Raw genomic sequence first — 22189 nt, 5'->3', positions numbered from 1 at the left:
GGGTTTGGTTTTTCTTATGGGTGGTGGTTGGATTTTTTTTAGACGTGAGCATTAAATAAAAAATGTGCTGGTTACCCAACACATTTTTTATTTAGAAATTTGAGCTTAGATAGTGAGGGCATCCAAATACTTTTCGGCATCAAGTGCAGCCATACATCCAGTACCAGCTGATGTAATCGCCTGGCGATAGACATGATCAGCCACATCCCCAGCAGCAAACACGCCCTCAATACTGGTCGCGGTTGCATTGCCACTCAATCCGCTATTAACAATAATATAGCCATCTTGCATCTTAAGCTGACCTTCAAATAGCCCAGTATTTGGCTTGTGGCCAATAGCAACAAACAGACCCATAATGTCCAACTGTTTAACCGATCCGTCTTGGGTTGATTCAATGGTAAGCCCAGTAACGCCCATGTCATCCCCAGTCACTTCTTTGACCTGATGATTCCATTCAATCTTAATATTACCACTTTTAACTTTTTCAAATAATTGATCTTGCAGGATTTTTTCGGCGCGCAGGCTATCGCGGCGATGTATCAAGATGACTTCGCTGGCGATATTAGAAAGATACAGCGCCTCTTCCACAGCGGTGTTACCGCCGCCGACCACGGCAATTTTTTGATTCTTATAAAAAAAGCCATCACAAGTGGCACATGCAGATACCCCTTGACCCATAAACTTTTGTTCAGAATCGAGTCCCAAATACTGAGCCGTGGCGCCAGTGGCAATGATCAGCGCGTCACAGGTATAAGTACCGCTATCTCCCACCAATGTAAAAGGGCGATTTTGTAAATCGACTTGATTGATGCTGTCATAAATGAGCTCTGTGCCAAAGCGTTCGGCATGTGCTCTCATGCGATCCATCAGACCATTACCAGTCAGACCATGCGCATCGCCTGGCCAATTATCCACCTCAGTGGTTGTGGTCAGTTGTCCGCCAACTTGTAAGCCTGTAATGATGACAGGATTTAGGTTGGCGCGCGCAGCGTAGACTGCAGCAGAGTAGCCTGCAGGGCCTGAGCCTAAGATGATAAGGCGATGATGCTTTGACATAATTTCACTTCCTAATTAAATAACGATTTGATAAGTATATAAGGCTGCCACCCATAATTGCAAGTAAAAAGCCCAAATCATTGGGATTTGAGCTTTTGATACAACACGACTTACTTTAGATCATGCAACGATTAATCTAAAAATGCAAAGTGATCAATGTCCATCTGCATCATAGTCTCGCTTGGTACGGTCATGCTCTCTGCGTGGGCTGAGCTGCGTGGCAGAAGCTTTTCAAAGTAGAATTCAGCTGTCTGAGTTTTGGCGATATAAAACTCTTTAGGCTGCTCACCGCCATTTTTGATCTTATCAAATGAAACGGCTGCCATGCGTGCCCAATGATATGCCATCATCACATAGCCTGAATACATCAAAAAGTCATCAGAAGCCGCTGATACAATGTCACGATCTTTACGCGCGGTCAGTAGTAGGCGTGCGGTTAGCATGTTCCATTCAGCACACAGTTTGGTCAGTACCCAGACATATTTGCGCATGTCTTTATCTAGGGCATACTCACCACACCATTTCATGATGCTCGCAGTATAATCACGAATTGCTTTACCGCCACCATGCAGCAGTACTTTTCTGCCCAATAGGTCCAGTGCCTGTACGCCTGTAGTGCCTTCATACAGTGTCGAGATGCGCGCGTCACGAGCGATCAGCTCCATGCCTGACTCTTTGATATAGCCATGACCACCATAGATTTGCTGACCATGCTTAGCGGCTTCAATGCCAAGCTCTGTCAAGAAGCCTTTTAAAATTGGCGTATAAAAGCCCATCTTATCATCCCACTTTTTGATGGCAGCTTCATCACCTTTGGCAACCGCCTCAGCCAGTTTATCTGCATAGCGTGCGGTGTGATAGATCATTGAGCGAGCGCCTTCCACGAATGCTTTTTGGGTTAGTAGCATACGGCGGACATCAGCGTGATGGATGATGGCATCTGCCGGCTGATCTGGCTCTTTGGTGCCCGATAGTGCTCGCATAGAGCGGCGTTCTTTGGCATAAGGTAGGGCGTTTTGGAAAGATAATTCCATATGCGCCAGACCCTGAATACCAGTACCAATACGCGCCGTATTCATGTAGGTGAACATCGCTTTTAAGCCTTTATTCGGCTCACCAATTAAGAAACCAGTGGCAGCATCAAAGTTGATGACACAGGTGGCAGATGATGAAATGCCCATTTTGTGTTCAATTGAACCACAGACAACCGCATTTTTCTCGCCGACTTCACCATCAGTATTTGGCAGGAACTTCGGCACAATGAATAGTGAAATACCTTTAGTACCAGCAGGCGCATCAGGCAGTCTTGCCAAGACAATGTGAACAATATTTTCGGTCAAATCATGCTCACCTGCAGAAATGAAAATCTTACTGCCAGTGATTGCGTAGCTGCCATCATCGTTTGGCACCGCACGAGTTTTCATTTGATTTAAGTCGGTACCGGCTTGTGCTTCTGTTAAACACATCGTACCTGACCACTCACCTGAGATCAGTTTTGGCAGATAGGTAGATTTTTGTTCGGCGTCGCCATACTGTAAAATCGTATTAACAGAGCCTGTGGTAAGACCAGGATACATTGCCCATGGCCAGTTTGCCGTACCCATCATTTCTGATTTGATCAGATTTAAAGACATCGGCAAATTCATGCCGCCAAATTCTTCAGGATAGCTGATGCCTTGCCAGCCGCCTTCAACGAACTGCTGATACGCTTCTTTGAAGCCAGTCGGTGTGGTGACTTCGCCATCTTTAAAAGTACAGCCTTCGGCATCGGCAGGCTGATATAAAGGCGATAGCACATTTTCGGCAAAATCTGCAAAGCCTTCTAGAATCATATCCACCGACTCAGGATCTGCAGCGGCGCCATTGTCCAATGTTTTGTAATGCGCTTGATAGTCAAGCATTTCGTTCATCAAAAATTTGATATCGCGCAAAGGGGCTTTATAAGTTAACATGAAATATCCTTTTATTTCAATTTATAGGGCATGTGAGCACTCAAAAACTGCTTGAGATGCTTTCACTATACAGAGATTTTGCTGCTTATTAAAGGGTTAAAATGGTATAGATAACTTATTTTCATAATAACTAAGATTCATTATAATTATTAGTTATTCAACTGTACGAAATACCCTTAAAACAAGCCATAAACTATCCACAGTCCATTCAATGACTTCTTAATCTGTCTGATTACAGCTTACATGCACCGCCTTCGCAGCCTTCATCGTTGATGCTATCGACGCCACCTTCAACCGCGACGCCATCAAAATCATCAAATAAATCCTCTAAATCATCAAACATCTCATCGGCTTGAGTTTGAAGTTTTTCGGTCATGTCATCTCTCCAATTAATGTTAAATAAACAGTCAATTTAAAATTCCACTTGGGATAAGTCAATCGTCTCGCCAGTCCACAGCTCAAAAGACAGTTTTGCTTGATGGATAAGCATACCAAAACCATCGGATCTCTTGGCACCTTGTTTTTCAAAATGCGCCAAAAATTCCGATGGCTTGCCGTACATCATATCATAGGCAAAGCTAGCCGAGCAGCTGCCCAAATCAAGCACTTGCCCTGTGGTGGTGGCAGACGTGGCATTGATAATCACATCGAAGGCATCGGCAGTGTTTAAGTCCGATAGCGGCTTTGCGCTTAAACGATCAGAGTTAAAATCATCAATCAAGGCTTGGGCTTTTGATAAAGTGCGATTAAAAACAGTGATCTGTGAGCCAGTTTCTAAAAGTGGCAAGATCGCGCCACGAGTTGCGCCACCAGCACCGAGGATGGCGATTGTTTTATGTGCCAAATCCACATGCTGGGAGTGCAGATCAGCCACCAGTCCCCGCCCGTCGGTGTTATCGCCATACAGCTGACCGTCTTTTTGCATCAGGGTATTCACCGCACCGGCACTGGCGGCGTAGCTGCTAAGCTGACCGCGATCTTTAACCAGCTGATAAGCCATTTCTTTAAAAGGCAGCGTGACATTTGCACCCACACCGCCGCCTGCAAAAAATGCAGACACAACCGCAGCAAAGCTTTCGGCGTCATTAGGACAGTATTGTTTTTGATAATTGATAGGCAGCCCAACACTGCGCGCAAACGCAGCATGGATTTGGGGGCTTTTTGAGTGATTGATGGGATTACCAATGACGATAAAGTGCTGCATGGGGCGGAGTTTCCGATAGGCTAAAATGATCAAAAGCTAATTTTATCAAAATTCGCTGCTGATGGGGTGGTGTCTATGGGCTTTTATGTTAAAATTATTAAAATTTTGATTAATGGTAATGTCATGGCAAGCGACCAACCAAAAAAAACCCCCAGTGCTTCTCCCAAAAAAATCCGTAAAACTTGGCTAATATGGGCAGTTTTATTGGCAGTTTTGGCGGTGCTGTTTTTGACGTTTCGTCCAGTCGCTGATGAAGAATTGGTCGAAGATGATGGTGAGGTCAAGGTCTATGAGCCTGTCGTCTATGATACTGCCGCATGGCAAAAGGCTGCCGATACAAGCAGCGATATTGAAGAGCTAAAAGCACAGCTTGGCAGCACTGCCACAACAGAAGAAGCGCTTGATTTTCATGGTAAGCGTGCGACCCGTTACCGCTTTAGCGCACCGCACGAACCGCCTTTTTATGTCATTGAGTCGCAGGAGTTTTTGGAGGTGGTTTGGTATTATGCCGCCCCTACCGATGATGAGGCAACCAAAGCGCAGTCCATCGACTTTGCCAAGCGTGGCTATCGTATGATGAGTATGCTTGACCCAAATACAGGCGCGCATGTGGTGCATCAAATACTCCAAGGCGTCGCCATGGGATCGCAGCGCATTGGTGCACTTGGTCTTGAGCAGGCAGATTGCCAAGACTACCGCTGCCAAATTATTTTGCATAAATAACTGTCTATGCCAAATTTTTATCAATATCTAGATCATGCTTTGGTGGTGACAGATGATCGCATGGATGAGCGAGCTTTTGCTTTTGGGGATGGATTTTTTAGTACCATCGGCGTGCACCAAGGTGAGATCCTTTTTGCTGAATTACACCGCGACAGAATCACGCATGGTTTGAGTATTTTTAAGCTTAATTTAGAAACTGATGAGATGATGACGGCTTTAAGTCAGCTTGCCGATCACATGACAGAAGGCATGATCAAAATCATCATCACTCGACCCAAGCAAAGCGTACGCGGCTATGGTTTTTTGGCGGCGCAGCCTGCTCAAGTGTTTATTAAAGTCATGCCATCGGCAATTTATCAAGGTGTATCATTTGTCAAAGGCATACCCATTCAGCCCACAATGGCGCGCCAAATGGTCTGCTTGACGCACAAGTTATCCCACCGTCCACCGCACCTAGTAGGGATGAAGCTGATTGGCTCGATCGAGCAGGTGTTTGGGCATGCAGAGCTACTCCATCGTCAGCGAGCAGATGACAGTATTTTGGATGGTTTGGTTGCCAATGTGCATGGCGAGTGGATTTGTGCCACGATGGGGAATGTGTTTTATCGCCTTGGACAAGATTGGTACACGCCTTTGGTTGATAAATCAGGCGTGTTGGGGGTCATGCGACGCGCCGTCATCCAAAGCGGTCTGCTTGGTGATGTCAAAGAGCGCGTCTTAACCGATGCAGATCTTGATTTGATTGACGGCTTAATCACGACCAACGCGGTTCGCGGCATGACAGCCATGTCAATGTTGAACGGACGCAAACTTGCTCATACTTTTGGCTGATTTTATTGATCTGTCATGAGATGTGCTTTGAGATGTGGGCTAAATTTAGTGGCTATTTGTCATAAATTTTTGCTAAAATGAACAAAATATATCGCAATGAAATGTTATGGCAGCTCCAAAAAAAACCCAAAAACCCCAAAAAACACCAAACCATAGGCGTGCATCAAGACGCCCAAAAACTCACGCCACTTCGCCCAATTCCCCCATCAAAACTGTACTTTTGATGATGGCTTTGGTTGCCACGCTGCTTGTGCTGTTTGTGGTGTATCAGTCGATTTATGCGACCACTGGACACCCAGAGCATGTGATCACGGTTGATAAAGGCGAGACTTATCACAGTCTTTTGAGTGAAGAGCCTTGGTCGGATGCGTTTTTGAGCTCGGCATTTGTGACTAAGGCATATGTTGCGCTTGCCACAGATAAGCCGCTACAGGCTGGCGGTTATCAGGTGCCAGCAGGTGCCAGCCTTGCTCAGATGGTGCGTATTTTAAGCGAGGGCGGAACAGCGACTGAATTTAGCTTGCGTATCATTGAAGGGAAGACGGTTAAGGATTTGTATCATGCCCTTAAGACAACCGACGGCGTGGCTTTAGAAGTGCTTACCCCACCTTCGGACGGTTATGGCTGGACGGATGTGGCGCGTGATAATGAGGCGGTGGCAAAGGCACTTGAGATTGAATCACCCAACGGAAATTTAGAGGGGATGTTTGCGCCAAATACTTATAAATTTGCGCATGGCACAACAGATTTGGCGATTTTAAAGCGCTTATATCAAGATCAACTGAATATTTTAAATGAAGCTTGGGAGTCTCGCGATGAGAACTTGCCTTATGAGACGCCGTATGAGGCACTGATCATGGCAAGCATTATTGAAAAAGAAACGGGGGTTGCACAAGAGCGGCAGATGGTTTCGGCGGTGTTTGTCAATCGTTTGCGTCAAGGCATGCGACTACAGACCGACCCAACCATCATTTATGGATTATTCGATCGTTATGATGGCAAGATTTATCGAAGTAATATTGCTGAAAAAACAGAGTATAACACCTATCAAATTGATGGCTTGCCGCCTACGCCCATTGCGCTGCCTTCGGCGGCTTCTATCAAGGCAACCATGCATCCAGCGGATACCGATGTGATTTTCTTTGTGGCGACAGGTAATGGAGGCCATACGTTTAGCCGCACCTACCAAGAACACCAAAAAGCTGTGGCAGAATATCGCGCTGTCATGCGCAGCAGTACTCAATAAAAGGAAGGGATATGCAAGGGCGATTTATCAGTTTTGAAGGCACTGAAGGCGTGGGCAAGACCACGGCGATCGAAGCGCTGATTGATCGGCTGGCAGATCGTGGTATTCAAGTCTTGCGCACGCGCGAACCTGGGGGTAGTGAGCTGGCTGAGCAGCTGCGCCAATTATTTTTAAATCCTGATACGGATATGAATGCCGATACAGAGATTTTGCTGATGTTTGCTGCGCGTAGTGATCATTTGCATCAGGTGATTTTACCTGCGATCAAGTCAGGTCAATGGGTGGTCAGTGACCGATTTTTTGATAGTACGGTGGCTTATCAAGGCTTTGGGCGCTACCAAGGAGACCAAGCGGCACTGGCTAAGATTGAGCTTTTGATTGAGCAGTTTGTGCCCATCCATCCTGATGTGACGCTTTGGCTTGATCTGGATGTGACCACAGGCATGCAGCGCGCCGCCAAACGCAGTGCTGCCGACCGAGTGGAAGCCAACGACATCGCTTTTTTTGAGCGTGTGCATCAAGGCTTGGCATATCAGCACAGCCAGCACCCCAATCGCATTCACCGTATTGACGCAAATGGCACCGTGGCAGATGTGGCGGCACGGATAGATGCTGCTTTGGGTCTTGATTGACCATCTCATGGCTTAAGCTGCTTTTGTGGCGCTTTATTGACCGTTATCATCAGCTTTTGTAAAGCTTTGGTAAGATTTTGTCGCCAAAACAATCTTGACGGTAAGATAAAAATTGATGATACTTTGGCAAAATCACCGCTCGCTACGATAAGGAATTTTTATGCGCAAAATCGCTCTGGCGCTGTGTACAGCCATGATGGTATCGACGCCTGCTTGGTTTACGCTAACGCATGCTACCCAAGCACATGCCGCTCATCAAGTGGACTTTTCAGACTTGGTTGAGCGCGTCTCGCCAGGGGTTGTGCGTATCAGCATCACTAAAAATGTTGATCAAGAGACGCTGGCGCAGGCGCGCGCTGTTGAATTACTCAAAGGATTTTTGGGTAATCAAGCCAAGCTGCCTGATATTCCAGTGATCGAGCATGGCTATGGCACGGGATTTTTTATTACCCAAGATGGTTATATTTTGACCAATCATCATGTGATCGAAAATGCTCAAACCATTACCGTTACCTTGCATGATCGCACTGAGCTTGATGCGACTTTGGTCGGTAGTGATGAAAGCTCAGACATCGCGGTGCTGAAAGTTTCAGGCGCTCATTTCCCTGCCTTACCAGTGGCTAAAACAGATACTCTAAAAGTTGGCGAACCTGTACTTGCCATTGGCTCTCCGTTTGGTTTTGATTATTCAGCCTCAGCAGGGATTGTCTCGGCAAAATCTCGTAATGTCAGCCGTGAGGCAGCCGTCCCCTTTATCCAAAGTGATGTCGCCTTAAATCCTGGTAATTCAGGCGGACCGTTGTTTAATCAGCACGGAGAAGTGGTGGCGGTCAATTCTTTGATCTTTAGTGGCACTGGCGGATATATGGGGCTGTCATTTTCCATTCCTATTGATGCTGCCATGGACATTTATCGCCAAATTCGCGAACATGGACGCGTCACCAGAGTGTATTTAGGCATCTCTGTTCAGGATGTTGATCGCAATTTGGCTGAAGCATATGGATTGTCCAGACCTCAAGGGGCGCTGCTCACTCGCGTAAATCCAGATTATCCCGCCAGTCAAGCAGGCCTTAAAGCTGGGGATGTGGTGCTAAGTTTTAATGACATTCCGATTGTCCATGCCCATGATTTATTAAACCAAATCAATCGTGCCAAACCCAATGACTCTTTTGTGCTGACCTATCAGCGTCAAGGACGGCAGTATACCGCATCAGGCAATTTTGGTGATGCTCAAAATGACATTGCCTCCGAATTCAAATCAAAAAATACTGATGGCGTGCGTTTGGGTGTGCGCTTAAGATCGCTTAATGCAGCCGAGCGGCGTACATTGAGTCGCTATGGTGTCAATGGCGGCGTGATGATTACTTCGGTGGATCTGGTGGGCCGAGCTGCGCGCGCTGGCATCAGTCCTGGTGATGTGGTTGTTGGGTTAAATCATCAACCCATCCGCGATATTGAAGAGTTTGCCGCTGTTGTCGCCCAGCTGCCAAAATCGGGCGTGGTAGCAGTGCAGCTGATTCGCCAAGGCACGCCTGCTATTATTGGGCTGCGTATCGATGACTAAACGATGTTTAAAGTGTGCCTGACGATCAATGACTTAAACCGACCAAGCCAGATCATAAAATAACTGTAAAAATGTCATCTAAATGTGATAAACTACAAAAGATTATTCTGCTTGTTAAAATCTTAGCTAAAGCAGCTCCAATCATCTTCATCATAACTAAAAGTATTCAGCAAGGTGTCTTATGACAGATGCGTATCAACAAATCAAATCAACATTAAAAGGTGTAATGACCGCTTTGGTGACTCCCATGAAGCCAGATGGCTCGGTGGACTATGATACGCTTGCCCGTCTGATAGATTGGCAGATTGATGAAGGAATCAATGCCTTGGTAGCGGTAGGCACCACGGGCGAGTCAGCGACCCTTGCGATGGATGAGCATATTGATGTGATTCGCTTTTTTGTGAAACAAGTCGCAGGGCGTGTCCCGGTCATCGCAGGCACTGGTGCTAACTCAACCCATGAGGCGATTGCTCTGACCGCTGCTGCCAAGCAAGCAGGCGCTGATTTTGCTTTATTGGTTGTGCCATATTATAACAAGCCAACCCAAGAAGGCATGTATCAGCACTTTAAGGCGATTGCTGAGGCGGTGGATATTCCTCAGATTTTATACAATGTGCCTGGTCGCACGGTTGCTGATTTATCTGAAGAGACAGTGAGCCGTTTGGCGGATATTGATAATATCGTGGCAATCAAGGACGCCACGGGCGATCTTGAGCGTGGCATTAGCTTGATTCGCCGAGTGGGTGAGCGATTGGTGGTATTATCAGGTGATGATCCAACCGCGCTTGAGCTGATTAAATATGGCTCAAAAGGCGATATTTCTGTCACTTCTAATATCGCACCTAAGGCGATGAGTCAGGCGTTTGAGTTGGCGCTTGAAGGTCGTTTTGATGAAGCCTGCCAAATTCATGACACAGTCGTTCATCTACATCGTGATTTATTCATTGAATCCAGTCCACAGCCTGTCAAATACGCCTTGAATAAGATGGGTAAAATTGATAAAGGCATCCGCTTGCCGATGGTATGGCTTTCTGAACAATATCACGAAACCATTGATAATGCACTAAAAAAAGCAGGCTTGCTTTAGTTTGAGCCAATGCTTGCTTAACTGCGAATAAATAGGGGCAATGCCCAGACACAAGACAAAAGTGGAATGTTTATGAAATTTTTAAAAATTACTGCCGGTGTGTTGATGGCGAGCGTCGTGCTGACAGGCTGTACAGCAACCAAAAATATTCTGTCAAAGCGTGATAATGGCAGCTTAGATTATCGCGATGAAAAAAAACTGGCGCCCATTCAGCTGCCAGCTCAGCAGCCAGCTGCAGAATTCACCCCTTTATATAATACGCCAGATTCGGTGAGTCAGTTGCCAGATTTTATCAATGACTCAGGCAAGCAGTATCAACTGCCAAGACCACCGAGTGTTAGGTAATATGGCTCGAAGCTTTGGATGACTTTTATTTATTAATCAAACGAGATTACCATGCAAAAACAAGCGCTACTTTATACCGGAAAAGCCAAATCAGTTTATGAAACTGATCATCCTGACTATTTAATTCTACATTTTCGCAACGATGCCAGCGCATTTAATGGCGAAAAAATGGAAAGCCTTGATCGTAAAGGCATGGTGAATAATCGCTTCAATGCTTATATCATGCAAAAGCTTGCCGATGCAGGCATCGAAACGCACTTTGAAAAGCAGCTTTCTGATGACGAAGTTTTGGTAAAGCGCCTGAAAATGATTCCTGTAGAAGCCGTTGTGCGTAACTATGCCGCTGGCGGCTTGATGAAGCGCTTGGGATTGTCCGAAGGTTTGCCATTATTGCCACCAACTTATGAGCTGTTCTATAAGGATGATGCGCTTGGTGATCCAATGCTGAGTGAATCAACCGCCATTGCACTGGGCTATGCCACAGCTGATGAGCTTGCCCAAATGCAAAGCCTAACTTTAAAGGTTAATGAAGTATTATCAAAATTATTTGATGAAGCTGATTTGATGTTGGTGGATTTTAAATTGGAGTTTGGGTTATTCCAAGGTCGCGTGGTGCTTGGTGATGAATTTTCGCCAGATGGCTGCCGCTTGTGGGATAAACAAACCAAGAAAAAACTTGATAAAGATCGCTTCCGTCAAGGTTTGGGCGATGTGGTTGAAGGCTATGAGGAAGTTGCTCGCCGCATCGGTGTGCCTTTGTGATCATTTGAAGATTTTGAAGACAAAGCCATGTACTTTCAGATGTATAAAATCGTCACCTATATCCCAGAATCCGATCTGGAGACGGTGAAAACCGCGATGTTTGAAGCTGGGGCTGGTCATTTTGGTCAATATGAACACTGCAGCTGGCAGACATTGGGCGTGGGTCAGTTTCGCCCCTTAGAAGGCGCCAATCCAGCAGTGGGCGAAATCGGTCAGGTCAGTCAAGTCTCTGAATGGAAAGTGGAGATGATGGTACCTGAAAATAAGCTGTATGAGGTTGTTGAGGCTTATAAACAGGCACATCCTTATGAAGTACCTGCCTATGAAGTCTATCAGACGGTAGATATTGAAAGCGATTAAGCCTGTCAAATTAACATTATCTAGCCAATCTTTAATAAGCCTTTGGAAGTTTTCAAAGGCTTATTTGTTATGACCCTGTTAATCGCTGCGCTCAGTGACGCCTTCTTGCACGCGATCTTCGATGACTTGCGCTAATGTTTCGTAAGTGGGGCTCTGGGTGTCTAGCACGGCTTGCCAAGCGTGAATCGCATCATGGCGATAGATATGACCATGCCCTGGTGGAGTGTTGCTTGATGCTGGCATATCTAAGCTCAGCTCCCAAAGGCTCAAAATAGGTAGCCAAAGCGGCATACGAGCAAGATCTCGCCCTGCTGGCTCGCTCATCCAATCTGGACGGCGATAGAGCATGTCGGGTGACCACCAGACAATCGGATCAGATGCATATTGCACAAAGACAATGCGCGGCGGCTGCCAATTTTCATAAAGATGTCCTTGAGGATGACCTTGTGCGCTTAGCATTTCTGGATAATCCATAAATCGCACATGCCGTCCTCCGTCGATAATGGGCAAATTCTCAGGGGTGCTATCTGCACGCATCTTAACCAAATTTGACCAAAGCTCGCTCAGTCGTGGCGTGCCGACCCATACAGCACCATCAATACTTGATATCAGTTCATTATAATCTTGAAAATTGCTTTGGGTGGCAAAGGCGCCCAGTGATTCACCAGCCAAATAAAGCTTGGGGCGGTGTTTGGGATCAAGCTTGGACAGTCTATTTTGAATGGCTTGATATAATCGCTGGTTGGCTTCACTGGAAGCTTGCCTATCAACAATGAATGAAATTTGGCTTGGCAAATAAGAATACTGGATGGAGACGCTGGCTATATCGCCATCGGTCAGATATTCTGCTGCTAAGCTGCTGTATTCTTCAACCCAGCCACGACCTGTCGCGCCATGAATGACCAAGTGTGATCGCTGCCATGCGCCTGTTCTGTCCATCTCTTTAAGGGCTAATGCCACCAGTGCGTCTGCATCACTGGTGACAGATTCTTCATGATCAAGCCCAACAAAGACACGGATAGGCTCCAAAGCAGGCTTGCCAGTGACCGAAGAGATGTCAGCTGCACTTGGACCAAGTGAGACAAAACGCTGACCATAATGTCCAAGCGCCTGCCATGGCTGAGTTGAGACGCCATCAACGCCTGAGCGGTTGGGCGTGGTGGGTGCATTCAAAGACTCAGGCTCTGTCAAATCAAGCTCAAGGGCTTTTTGAGAGATGAATTGTAAGGCAGGGCGCCATACATAATGACGCGTCAGCCCTATCAAAACTGAGCCGACCAATGCAGTGACCAAAACCCAGGTGATCACGCGAATCGGCAATGCAAGTTTTGGAGCAGTCAGATTCACCAGCCACTCAATCAAAACAATAATCCATCGACCTAATACAATGATACCAAGCCAGCCCAACACCCCAATCACCACGCCAAGGGCCGTAAGGTACAGCGGCTCTTTGGGCATATCCATCAAGTCACGCATGGTTTGCATGATCTGCCACTGATAAACTGTCATGGCAACCAAACCCAGCAGTCCAATGAAAGTAATGGGTAAACGGTATTTGCTCAAAATGGTGATCTTTGGGCGATTTAGTGCAAGACAAATCAGATTGATGGCATGATGAATAAATTTACCCACAGCATAGCCAACTGATCCAGATACCGCACAGCAAACGGCTTGTATCAACCATGAGCGCGGCAGTAACATGGGCGTCATGGAGATATAAAAACAGACAAACCCCAAAATAAGCCCAAAAATACTCAATGTGTGAAAAAACAACCAAGGTGAGGCGATGGGATGGTGGGATGGCGCGTTGGCACTGGATGGCAGCTTCATAATAACCCAAAAATGACAAAATAAAGACAAAGATTTTATCATTTTAATTAAATAAAAAATAAAAGAAATAAAAAACTTTGTTGTAAAAGCGTTAATGAATTTTAGGTTTTTAAGCCCAATTTTTTATGCTATGATAGACCAATTTTTATAAAAATTTTGGAAGTATCATGTCAACTTTGCTGAGTCATCACGAGTATCTTCGCCTCAAAAGTCAGGGCTTTAGTCATGTACCCTTGATCAAAAAACGTCTTATGGATGACGCCACGCCTGTGTCGGTTTTTGCCAATATCAGACAGCTCAATCCCAAGGCATATTTGTTTGAGTCAGTGGTTGGCGGTGAGCGTTTTGCGCGTTACTCGATGATTGGTCTGGGCAAGGGGGTGTATTTTGAATACCAAGATGGCGTTATGCGTGTAGGGTCGGAGCTTGTGGGTACGGTATCAAGCACAAAGACCGATCAGCCGTTTGATGAGATTCGACGCTTTATGGGGCAATTTAAAATGCCCACCAAAGACGATGTGCCAAATTTACCAGTCTTTAGTGGCGGTTTGGTGGGGTATTTTGGGTATGATTTGATACGCACGATTGAACCGACAGTTGGGCATTCTGGCGCACCCAATCCTTTGAATTTGCCTGATCTGTGGCTGATGCTTTCTACAGAGGTAGTGGTCTTTGATAATCTTGAGCACACGCTTTCTATTGTGGTCTATGCCAACTGTGATGTTGAAAACGGCTATGAAGATGCGCTCAGTCGCTTAACGAATATCGAAAATGCCCTGAATCAAAAGCCAGATCTGACCACCAAAGTGCAACCGATACCAAAGTTTGTGTCAGCCACAGGTGAGCAAAAATTCTGTGATGATGTCCAAAAAATCAAAGACTATATCTTGGCAGGCGATGTGATGCAAGTCGTGCCTGCTCAAAGATTGTCAGCCGATTTTGAAGGAGATGCGCTCAGCGTGTATCGAGCGCTGCGTTATTTAAACCCATCGCCGTATCTATTTATGCTGCATGGTGAAACTTTTGGTGCAGCCAAATCTCCGTTTGATATCATTGGCGCTTCCCCTGAGATCTTATCGCGCATCGAAAACGGCACAGTGACGGTCAGACCATTGGCAGGTACACGCCGGCGTGGCAGTGATATGGATGAGGATCTGGCGCTTGAGCATGAGTTATTAAACGATCAAAAAGAGATCGCAGAACATCTGATGCTCATTGATCTAGGACGTAATGACATTGGGCGCGTCTGTGAGATCGGTTCGGTTAAGGTGACCGATAAGATGTTCATTGAGCGCTACTCACAAGTCATGCATATTGCCAGTAATGTCGAGGGACGTGTGCGCCAAGATGTGGATGCTTTGGATGTGTTTTGCGCGACTTTTCCAGCAGGCACCTTGTCCGGCGCTCCAAAAATCCGCGCCATGCAAATCATTGATGAGGTTGAGCCGGTGCGCCGCACCGTTTTTGGTGGGGCGATTGGATATCTGGGCTGGCATGGTAATATGGATACTGCCATCGCGATACGTACAGCCGTCATGAAAGATGGTCAAATCCACGTACAAGCTGGTGCAGGCGTGGTGGCAGATTCAGACCCTATGGCTGAATGGGATGAAACCAACAAAAAAGCTTTAGCCCTTGTCAAGGCAGTAGAAATGGCGTGTAGAGGGCTTGAGATTTAGAGCCTGGCATAATTTCTATAAATTTAGGGTCGTTAATTCCGACCCTAAATTTTAAATTTCAATATGTACAGTTTCTATAGGCTCTAAAAAGTTTCCTGATTGCGTTGACCGCCATAACTTACCTGGTAATTGCTCAATAATTTGATCATCTTCTACCAGTTTCACAATGGCTTGACTTAGTATAACTTAACTTCATTTAAATAACAGAAAAACACGGAAAACACTTATATAAATTTCCATTTTTGATATGGTAAATAATTATTGCCACATCATCAATTATTAAATGAAATACAAAATATCCGAATATGCAAAACTCAACAAAGTAACCTATCGCACTGTATGGGCATGGGTAAAAAGTGGCAAGGTACAATCCGAACTAACAACCACTGGACGGATATTGATTGTTGATAATGAGGTGCGTAAACAAACCGTTGTTTGTATCTACTGCCGTGTTTCATCAAGCGAAAATAAAAGCAACCTTGATAGTCAAGCCGATAGAATGATTGCTTATGCCAATGCTCGTGGCTATAAAGTTGATAAGGTAATTAAAGAAGTGGGTAGTGGTTTAAATGACAATCGTAAGAAACTCATAGACCTACTCAATGACAAAACAGTCGATGTCATTATTGTCGAACATAAAGACCGATTAACACGCTTTGGCTTTAACTACATTAAAACCTTGCTTGCTATGCAAAACCGTAAAATAGAAGTGGTTAATCAAGTGATCGATGAAAGAGAAGACTTAATTGCTGATTTTACTTCAATCATCACTTCATTTTATGCTAGGATTTACGGACAAAGAAGAACCAAACGCAAAACCGAACAACTTATTAAAAAATTGCAGGACAAATAAACTGCCATGTACTTAACTCACACAATCCGCATTAAACAAAACCACAAGCATTACAAAATGCTTGATGACTATGCGTTTTTGTGTAAAAACCTATTCAATGTAGCAACCTATCACAACAGACAAGCCATCATTACAAATAACAAAACGCCAACCGCTTTTAATCTCATCAATCAACTCACCCAAGAAAAACAAGGTGATTATATTGCTATGCCTGCCAAAGTTGCACAGCAAGTAATTAAACAAGTTTCTCAAAACTTTGGGTCTTTTTAGGCGGTGATTAAAGCCTATCATAAAGACAAATCCAAGTTTTTAGCTCGTCCTAAATTACCAAAATATTTAGATAAAACCAAAGGACGAGCTAACATTATTTTTACCAAACAAGCAGTTTCTAAACGTGATTTGCAAAAAGGCATTTTAACCCTTTCAAGCTATTTTGATACACCATTGTCTTTTGAACTTGGCAAACTTAAAAACATCATCAATTTTGACAACATACAAGAAGTCAAAGTTGTCAATATTGCCAATGGTTATGATATTAAGATCACTTACAAAACAGACAAGCCAACGCCTAAACACAATAATGGGCGTTATATAGCGGTTGATTTAGGTTTAAATAATCTTATAACCGCTGTTAGCAACACAAACAATACGCCTTTTATTGTTACAGGTAAGACTGTAAAATCTGTTAATCAATTTTTTAATAAAATCAAAGCTAAGCTACAGGGTGAAAAAGACAAATTTATTCACCTTGCCAAGCAAAGCAATAAAATCATTCCACAGATTAACTGCATTAACAAACAATTAAATAAGTTATCATTTAAACGTAATAATCAAATCAATGATTATTTACATAAAGCAAGCCATTATCTTATCAACCACGCAGTTGCCAACGAGATAACAACGATTGTTATCGGTTATAATCAAGATTGGAAACAAGGGATAAATATTGGTAAAAGAAACAATCAAAGTTTTGTCAGTGTGCCTTTTGCAAGATTGGTACAAATGATACAGTATAAAGCTAAATTACAAGGCATTGATGTGATTGTTGCTGAAGAAAGTTATACAAGTAAATGTAGCTTTCTTGATGATGAACCCATTGCTAAACAAGTTAATTATCAAGGTAAACGTGTTAAGCGTGGTTTATTTAAATCAAGCAATAACACGCTTATCAATGCTGATGTCAATGGTGCTTACAATATTTTAAGAAAAGTAATTGGGAAGTTTGATTACAACCCAATAGTGGTGTGTAGTACGCCTAAGATGATTAATCCATTAAAGGCTAATTCTTAAACTTAAATTTCCGTGTTTTTCCGTGAAATTTGGAACTATAAATACTTAATGGGACAGGTTGTGTCCATTTGAATAAAATGATTCAATTTTTATGCGTTATTTTAAGTATGAGCAACGATCGGATTATTTGAACATAAATAATTTATAAAAATCAATAATTTATAAAAATTCTCAGTGATTTGGATTAAAATTTTAAAAAAAAGCTTGCACATTCTCAAAAATTTGCTATTATATGCACCACTTAGGAAATACACCGCCGGCTTAGCTCAGTTGGTAGAGCAACTGACTTGTAATCAGTAGGTCGCCAGTTCGATTCCGGCAGCCGGCACCATTCCTAAAAATATTAGGTTAAGCCCATAAAATGGGCTTCATCTTTTACCAGACCAGTAAAAGAATACCTATCAAACTTGGTGGGGTTGGGGAGCGGTCAAACCCAACAGACTGTAACTCTGTCGCGAAAGCTTCGAAGGTTCGAATCCTTCCCCCACCACCATTATTCCCTACCTAGGTATACTACCCTGCGGGTGTAGTTTAGTGGTAGAACCTCAGCCTTCCAAGCTGATGGTGCGGGTTCGATTCCCGCCACCCGCTCCATATCACTCAAGTTTGCTCTTGTAGCTCAGGGGTAGAGCACTCCCTTGGTAAGGGAGAGGTCGCGAGTTCAATTCTCGCCAAGAGCTCCATATTTAGAATCCTTAGATATTTCTAAGGATTTTTTATTGGGGATTTTTTGGTGTAATTTGCCTTCTAATTACGCCAAGATTACGCCAATGAAATTACCTAAACCAAGAAAAAGAGGTCATTCTTATCGTATTGAGTTGATGATCAATGGTAAGAGACTCTCTGCAACTAGAGATACTGCAAAAGAATGTGAACAATGGGCTGCTAATATGTTATTAGAACATAAAGCAGGTCGTAAAGATGAAGTGGTTGAATCATCTCTAACAGTCACATTAACATTGTCAGAATTACTTAAGCTGTATCATGAGAATATTGGTAGATATAAAAGAAGTGATAGTGATAAATTTACCAGAAGAATCTTATTAAGAGATTATCCTGAACTGAGTCAAAAACAGATACATCAAATCACACCTAAAGATTTAACCCTATGGCGTAATAGTAGATTACAGTCAGTCAAACCCAGTACGCTTAAAAGAGAAATTTCTTATCTTTCTGCTGTTTTTAGTTATGCAGTAAAAGAGTTATTTATCTTAACGATCAATCCTTTTTCTCAAGTCAGTAAACCTACAAGTTCTAAACCAAGGAATAGAAGGGTTACAGATAATGATATAAGGCTGCTTAAGCAAGCTGTAGATTGGACTGGTACTAAACCATCAACAAGTAATCAATGGGTCGTATGGGCTTTCTTATTCGCCATAGAGACTGCTATGAGAAGAGGTGAGATACTAAGTGTCTGTAGAACAGATATTAAAGAGAATTACATTCACCTAACTAAAACCAAGAATGGTGATAGTAGGAATGTCCCTTTAAATAAAACTGCAAAAGAATTAGTTGTATTGGCTTTATCATATCATCAAGACAATCAACTAATACCTACCAGTATTAATGTTAATACCTTTCGCTTGGCTTGGGAAAGGGTAAGATCCAAAGCCAAGGTTAAGGATTTAACATTTCATGATAGCAGGCATGAAGCGATTAGTAGGTTTGTTTATAAATATAAAATGCCAGTAGAAACACTGGCAAAAATCACAGGTCATAAAGATCTAAAGATTTTATTAAATACTTATTATAACCCTACCATTAATGAAGTACTTCAGATGATGTCTGAAGACTAGTTATAACTCAAAATTATCAAACGCATCATCTTGTAGTTCAGAATCAATCTGACCCACAACATAAGATGTAATCTCTGTTTCTTGAGGCGCTACTTGAACATTATCTGATGATAACCAATTAGCAATCCAAGGAATAGGATTTGATGTACTAAAGAAAGGTTTTAGATCAATGGCTTTCATTCTTAAACCAGTAATATATTCTAAGTACTGGGTAAGAATATCTTTATTTAAACCAATCATAGAACCATCTTTAAATAAGTACTCAATCCATGCTTTTTCTTGTTCATAAGCTGACCAGAAAATATCATAGATTTCTTGACGACATTCATCTGCAATGGCTTTATAATCAGGATCTTCTTTCTGTAACAGAGATAGGATATGCTGTGTACCATTCAAATGCAAAGCTTCATCACGTGCAATTAACTTAATGATCTTAGCATTACCTTCCATCACTTTACGCTCAGCAAAGGCAAATGAACAAGCAAATGATACATAGAAACGAATAGCTTCTAGTACATTAATACTCATAATACATAGGTATAAGCGTTTCTTTAGCTCATACATATTAACTGCTTTATCTTGTTGATATTCTAACGATAAGCTGTGTAGAGTATCATAGTATTCAGAGATAGATTTAGCACGTTTAATAATCTCTGGATTAACCACAATATCATCTAAAATTTCACTGGGATTATTAAAGATATTACGAATAATATGGGTATAACTACGAGCATGAATAGACTCAAAGAAAGCCCAAGTTTCAATCCAAGTTTCTAATTCAGGTACTGAAACCAAGGGTAATAGCACAACATTAGGACTACGACCTTGTACACTGTCTAATAGTGTTTGGTATTTTAGATTAGAAACAAAGATATGTTTTTCATGTGCAGGTAATTCAATAAAATCTCTACGATCTTTAGATACATCAATCTCTTCAGGTCTCCAAAAGAAACTGATCTGTTTCTCTGTAAGCTGTTCAAAGATAGGGTAACGCTGTTTATCAAATCGTGATACATTTACTGATTCACCTAAGAACATAGGCTCTTTGGTAGCATCATTAGGAATAGGATTAAATACAGAATACATTAATACTCCTTGGTTTAATTTTTAGGGAATTCAGGAATTGGAAGCCAATACTTAACATCATCAAATTCAGCACCAAAGCTGTCATCTTCTGAATTTAACCATTCTAAAGTATCAATGACATCATCATCTTCTTCAATGAAGTTTTGATCATATTCAATTAACTGACCTACTACTGGTACAAGTGAATCTTCACCTAGATCTGTTGCCAGTAACACCAGTTTACCGCTAGGCGGTAGCTGTTCTAGGGTGTCTATCCATTCACTTTCTTTATGATTCTTAATAACATTAATCGCAATAGAAATACCAGAAGCAATTAATTTATCTTTCTCAGTATCCATAGCTGAAATAAAAAGCTGATGGGTTTTTAACTCGTTAATCAGTTTTGTTTTGTTCATCTAATGATGCAGGCTTGATTACTGATAAATTCCCAGTACTAGGTGAATTGGGCGGTCGTAAGAACCGCATCGGTATGACTCGTAAAGAGATTCAATCTAACCTACAAAAGTTTGGTGTGTTCTATGAATACTCAAATGATGTTGTAAACTTTGATTCTGATGCAAAACTACTTGAGCATCTTGAGCGTGAAACTACCAATGCTTGTATGACTGTGTATGAAGACAAGCTACAAGTAGATCTATTGACTAATGCAGGTCTAGTTAAGTATGCAGGTACAGCAACACAAAACAGTGAGCTGACTCATGGCATGGAACTCAACTATGCTGATCTGGTTAAGCTTGGTATTGATTTAGATAAAAACCGTTGTCCTAAACAAACCAAGATTATTACTGGTACACAGCTCACTGATACCCGTACAATCCCTGATTGTCGTGTGGCTTATGTAGGCTCTGAGCTGATTCCTACCTTAGAAGCGATGGTAGATTATCATAACAAGCCTGCATTTATTCCTGCACACCAATACGCAGCAGGGACTACCCTACTGAAAGGTGAAGTAGGTCGTATTGCAGGTTTCCGTATTGTGGTTGTCCCACGTATGATGAAATGGGCAGGTGTAGGTGCTAATGCAACTAATGCTGCTTACTATAAGACTAACAGTAAGTATGATGTCTTCCCATTCTTGGTTGTAGGTGATGAATCATTTACTACTATTGGTTTCCAATCAGGGGGTGGTAAAGGTAAATTTCAAACCATTCATAAGAAGCCCGGGGAAGCAACTGCATCATCTGCTGATCCGTATGGTGAAACTGGCTTTGCTTCTAAGAAGTGGTGGTATGGCTTTATGCCACAGTATGTAGAGCGTCTAGCACTTCTTAAAGTTGTCGCTAAAATGTAATAACTAACTCACATATACCCTACAAATTGGTGTGGGGTATATGTTTTTAAACTTAATTCTAAATAAGGATACTTACCATGACTACTGAAACTGTACAAGATAAACCAAAAACTGAACTACAACAATTAAAAGATCAAGCTGATGATCTTGGCTTAACCTATCCTGCTAAAGTCACTGCTAAAGCACTCAAGCAAATGATTGCTAATGAACTGCTTAAAGATACGGATCAAGATATTTCTGAAGAAATCCAAGCCGTAGAAGATGAGAACTTAAAGCTTGTTCATGTCGTAGTAACGTCAATGAACAGTCAAAAAGCGAATATTGGTTTTGAAACTTTTCAAGTAGGTAACTCAGTCATTGGTACAATTAAGCGTGTAGTACCACTTGGTAAACCTTGGCTTGTAGAGAATATTATTCTTAAAGCCATCAAAGATAAACAATTCCAACAGTTTATTGAACGTGATGATCCAAATAACCGTCATAATAAGCTTGTAGAGTCTCGTTTAGTTCCTGCATTTGCTGTACAAGAATTGCCACTACCGACAGAAGAAGAAATTGCAGAATTGGCTAAGCGTCAAGAGACACGTGAAGTAATTGACTAA

The 22189-nt window shown here is 42.8% G+C and carries 23 protein-coding genes and 4 tRNA genes; 20 read left to right on the top strand and 7 right to left on the bottom strand.

The annotated features are described in order from the left end of the window. Positions 1-105 precede the first annotated feature (105 nt). From trxB to aroE, 4 genes are all read right to left on the bottom strand, one after another. Complete coding sequence (gene trxB / locus B0180_RS02195) at positions 106-1056, bottom strand: thioredoxin-disulfide reductase (RefSeq protein ID WP_078255478.1); 951 nt, start codon at positions 1054-1056, stop codon at positions 106-108. 131 nt (positions 1057-1187) lie between these two features. Beyond that, a complete protein-coding gene (locus B0180_RS02190; protein ID WP_078255477.1) occupies positions 1188-3008 on the bottom strand; it encodes an acyl-CoA dehydrogenase C-terminal domain-containing protein in 1821 nt (606 codons plus the stop codon). Between the two features lie 232 nt (positions 3009-3240). Next, positions 3241-3384 (bottom strand): hypothetical protein, encoded by a 144-nt coding sequence (locus B0180_RS10125; RefSeq protein WP_167366906.1) that lies wholly within the window; start codon positions 3382-3384, stop codon positions 3241-3243. A gap of 36 nt (positions 3385-3420) precedes the next feature. Next, positions 3421-4212 carry a shikimate dehydrogenase gene (aroE, locus tag B0180_RS02185; RefSeq protein WP_078255476.1) on the bottom strand — a complete coding sequence of 264 codons (792 nt, stop codon included), beginning with the start codon at positions 4210-4212 and terminating at the stop codon, positions 3421-3423. A 123-nt stretch (positions 4213-4335) separates the two neighbouring features. Between aroE and B0180_RS02180 the strand changes: the two genes are divergently transcribed. From B0180_RS02180 to B0180_RS02140, 9 genes are all read left to right on the top strand, one after another. Beyond that, positions 4336-4935, top strand: a complete 600-nt coding sequence (locus B0180_RS02180; RefSeq protein ID WP_078255484.1) for a hypothetical protein — start codon at positions 4336-4338, stop codon at positions 4933-4935. 6 nt (positions 4936-4941) lie between these two features. Then, positions 4942-5766 carry an aminotransferase class IV gene (locus B0180_RS02175; RefSeq protein WP_078255475.1) on the top strand — a complete coding sequence of 275 codons (825 nt, stop codon included), beginning with the start codon at positions 4942-4944 and terminating at the stop codon, positions 5764-5766. A 223-nt stretch (positions 5767-5989) separates the two neighbouring features. Then, positions 5990-7012, top strand: coding sequence for an endolytic transglycosylase MltG (gene mltG, locus B0180_RS02170; RefSeq protein ID WP_420866051.1), 1023 nt, complete (start codon positions 5990-5992; stop codon positions 7010-7012). Between the two features lie 11 nt (positions 7013-7023). Then, the gene (gene tmk / locus B0180_RS02165; protein ID WP_078255473.1) at positions 7024-7644 is read left to right on the top strand and encodes a dTMP kinase; all 621 of its coding nucleotides are present in this window, start codon (positions 7024-7026) and stop codon (positions 7642-7644) included. 160 nt (positions 7645-7804) lie between these two features. Then, entirely contained in the window at positions 7805-9208 is a 1404-nt protein-coding gene (locus B0180_RS02160; RefSeq protein WP_208609376.1) for a trypsin-like peptidase domain-containing protein, read from the top strand. Positions 9209-9389: 181 nt separating this feature from the next. Next, positions 9390-10295 (top strand): 4-hydroxy-tetrahydrodipicolinate synthase, encoded by a 906-nt coding sequence (gene dapA / locus B0180_RS02155; RefSeq protein ID WP_078255472.1) that lies wholly within the window; start codon positions 9390-9392, stop codon positions 10293-10295. Between the two features lie 72 nt (positions 10296-10367). After that, positions 10368-10640 (top strand): hypothetical protein, encoded by a 273-nt coding sequence (locus B0180_RS02150; RefSeq protein WP_078255471.1) that lies wholly within the window; start codon positions 10368-10370, stop codon positions 10638-10640. Positions 10641-10691: 51 nt separating this feature from the next. Continuing rightward, complete coding sequence (purC, locus tag B0180_RS02145; protein ID WP_064611342.1) at positions 10692-11402, top strand: phosphoribosylaminoimidazolesuccinocarboxamide synthase; 711 nt, start codon at positions 10692-10694, stop codon at positions 11400-11402. Between the two features lie 39 nt (positions 11403-11441). Next, the gene (locus B0180_RS02140) at positions 11442-11762 is read left to right on the top strand and encodes a YqfO family protein (RefSeq protein ID WP_078255482.1); all 321 of its coding nucleotides are present in this window, start codon (positions 11442-11444) and stop codon (positions 11760-11762) included. A 78-nt stretch (positions 11763-11840) separates the two neighbouring features. Here B0180_RS02140 and B0180_RS02135 read toward each other — a convergent pair whose 3' ends face one another. Further along, entirely contained in the window at positions 11841-13592 is a 1752-nt protein-coding gene (locus tag B0180_RS02135; protein WP_167366905.1) for an alpha/beta-hydrolase family protein, read from the bottom strand. 167 nt (positions 13593-13759) lie between these two features. Here B0180_RS02135 and B0180_RS02130 point away from each other — a divergent pair, with 167 nt between their 5' ends. The 9 genes from B0180_RS02130 (at position 13760) to B0180_RS02090 (ending at position 19210) form a co-directional block, all read left to right on the top strand. After that, positions 13760-15271 (top strand): anthranilate synthase component I family protein, encoded by a 1512-nt coding sequence (locus B0180_RS02130; RefSeq protein WP_078255469.1) that lies wholly within the window; start codon positions 13760-13762, stop codon positions 15269-15271. 283 nt (positions 15272-15554) lie between these two features. Continuing rightward, positions 15555-16124 (top strand): IS607 family transposase, encoded by a 570-nt coding sequence (locus tag B0180_RS02125; RefSeq protein WP_078255468.1) that lies wholly within the window; start codon positions 15555-15557, stop codon positions 16122-16124. 6 nt (positions 16125-16130) lie between these two features. Beyond that, positions 16131-16394, top strand: coding sequence for a hypothetical protein (locus B0180_RS02120; RefSeq protein ID WP_143821254.1), 264 nt, complete (start codon positions 16131-16133; stop codon positions 16392-16394). Positions 16395-16397: 3 nt separating this feature from the next. Further along, positions 16398-17414, top strand: a complete 1017-nt coding sequence (locus B0180_RS02115) for an RNA-guided endonuclease InsQ/TnpB family protein (RefSeq protein ID WP_078255466.1) — start codon at positions 16398-16400, stop codon at positions 17412-17414. Positions 17415-17669: 255 nt separating this feature from the next. Then, positions 17670-17745, top strand: a tRNA-Thr gene (locus B0180_RS02110). 78 nt (positions 17746-17823) lie between these two features. Next, positions 17824-17907 (top strand) — tRNA-Tyr (locus B0180_RS02105). A gap of 27 nt (positions 17908-17934) precedes the next feature. Then, a tRNA-Gly gene (locus tag B0180_RS02100) sits at positions 17935-18008 on the top strand. A 14-nt stretch (positions 18009-18022) separates the two neighbouring features. Further along, positions 18023-18097 (top strand) — tRNA-Thr (locus B0180_RS02095). 87 nt (positions 18098-18184) lie between these two features. Then, entirely contained in the window at positions 18185-19210 is a 1026-nt protein-coding gene (locus B0180_RS02090; protein ID WP_078255481.1) for a tyrosine-type recombinase/integrase, read from the top strand. Here B0180_RS02090 and nrdB read toward each other — a convergent pair whose 3' ends face one another. Together nrdB and B0180_RS02080 are read right to left on the bottom strand one after the other, a co-directional pair. Then, on the bottom strand, positions 19211-20296 hold the full coding sequence (gene nrdB, locus B0180_RS02085) for a class Ia ribonucleoside-diphosphate reductase subunit beta (protein WP_078255465.1): 1086 nt from the start codon (positions 20294-20296) through the stop codon (positions 19211-19213). 14 nt (positions 20297-20310) lie between these two features. After that, a complete protein-coding gene (locus B0180_RS02080; RefSeq protein ID WP_078255464.1) occupies positions 20311-20691 on the bottom strand; it encodes a hypothetical protein in 381 nt (126 codons plus the stop codon). 14 nt (positions 20692-20705) lie between these two features. Between B0180_RS02080 and B0180_RS02075 the strand changes: the two genes are divergently transcribed. Both B0180_RS02075 and B0180_RS02070 read left to right on the top strand, forming a co-directional pair. Beyond that, positions 20706-21587, top strand: a complete 882-nt coding sequence (locus B0180_RS02075) for a N4-gp56 family major capsid protein (protein WP_233424896.1) — start codon at positions 20706-20708, stop codon at positions 21585-21587. Positions 21588-21664: 77 nt separating this feature from the next. Beyond that, positions 21665-22189 carry a hypothetical protein gene (locus B0180_RS02070; protein WP_078255463.1) on the top strand — a complete coding sequence of 175 codons (525 nt, stop codon included), beginning with the start codon at positions 21665-21667 and terminating at the stop codon, positions 22187-22189.

Source organism: Moraxella canis (genome assembly GCF_002014965.1).
GTDB classification, from domain to species: Bacteria; Pseudomonadota; Gammaproteobacteria; order Pseudomonadales; family Moraxellaceae; genus Moraxella; species Moraxella canis.
Note: the sequence above shows the minus strand (reverse complement) of the source record. Positions and strands in the feature narration are given on the sequence as shown.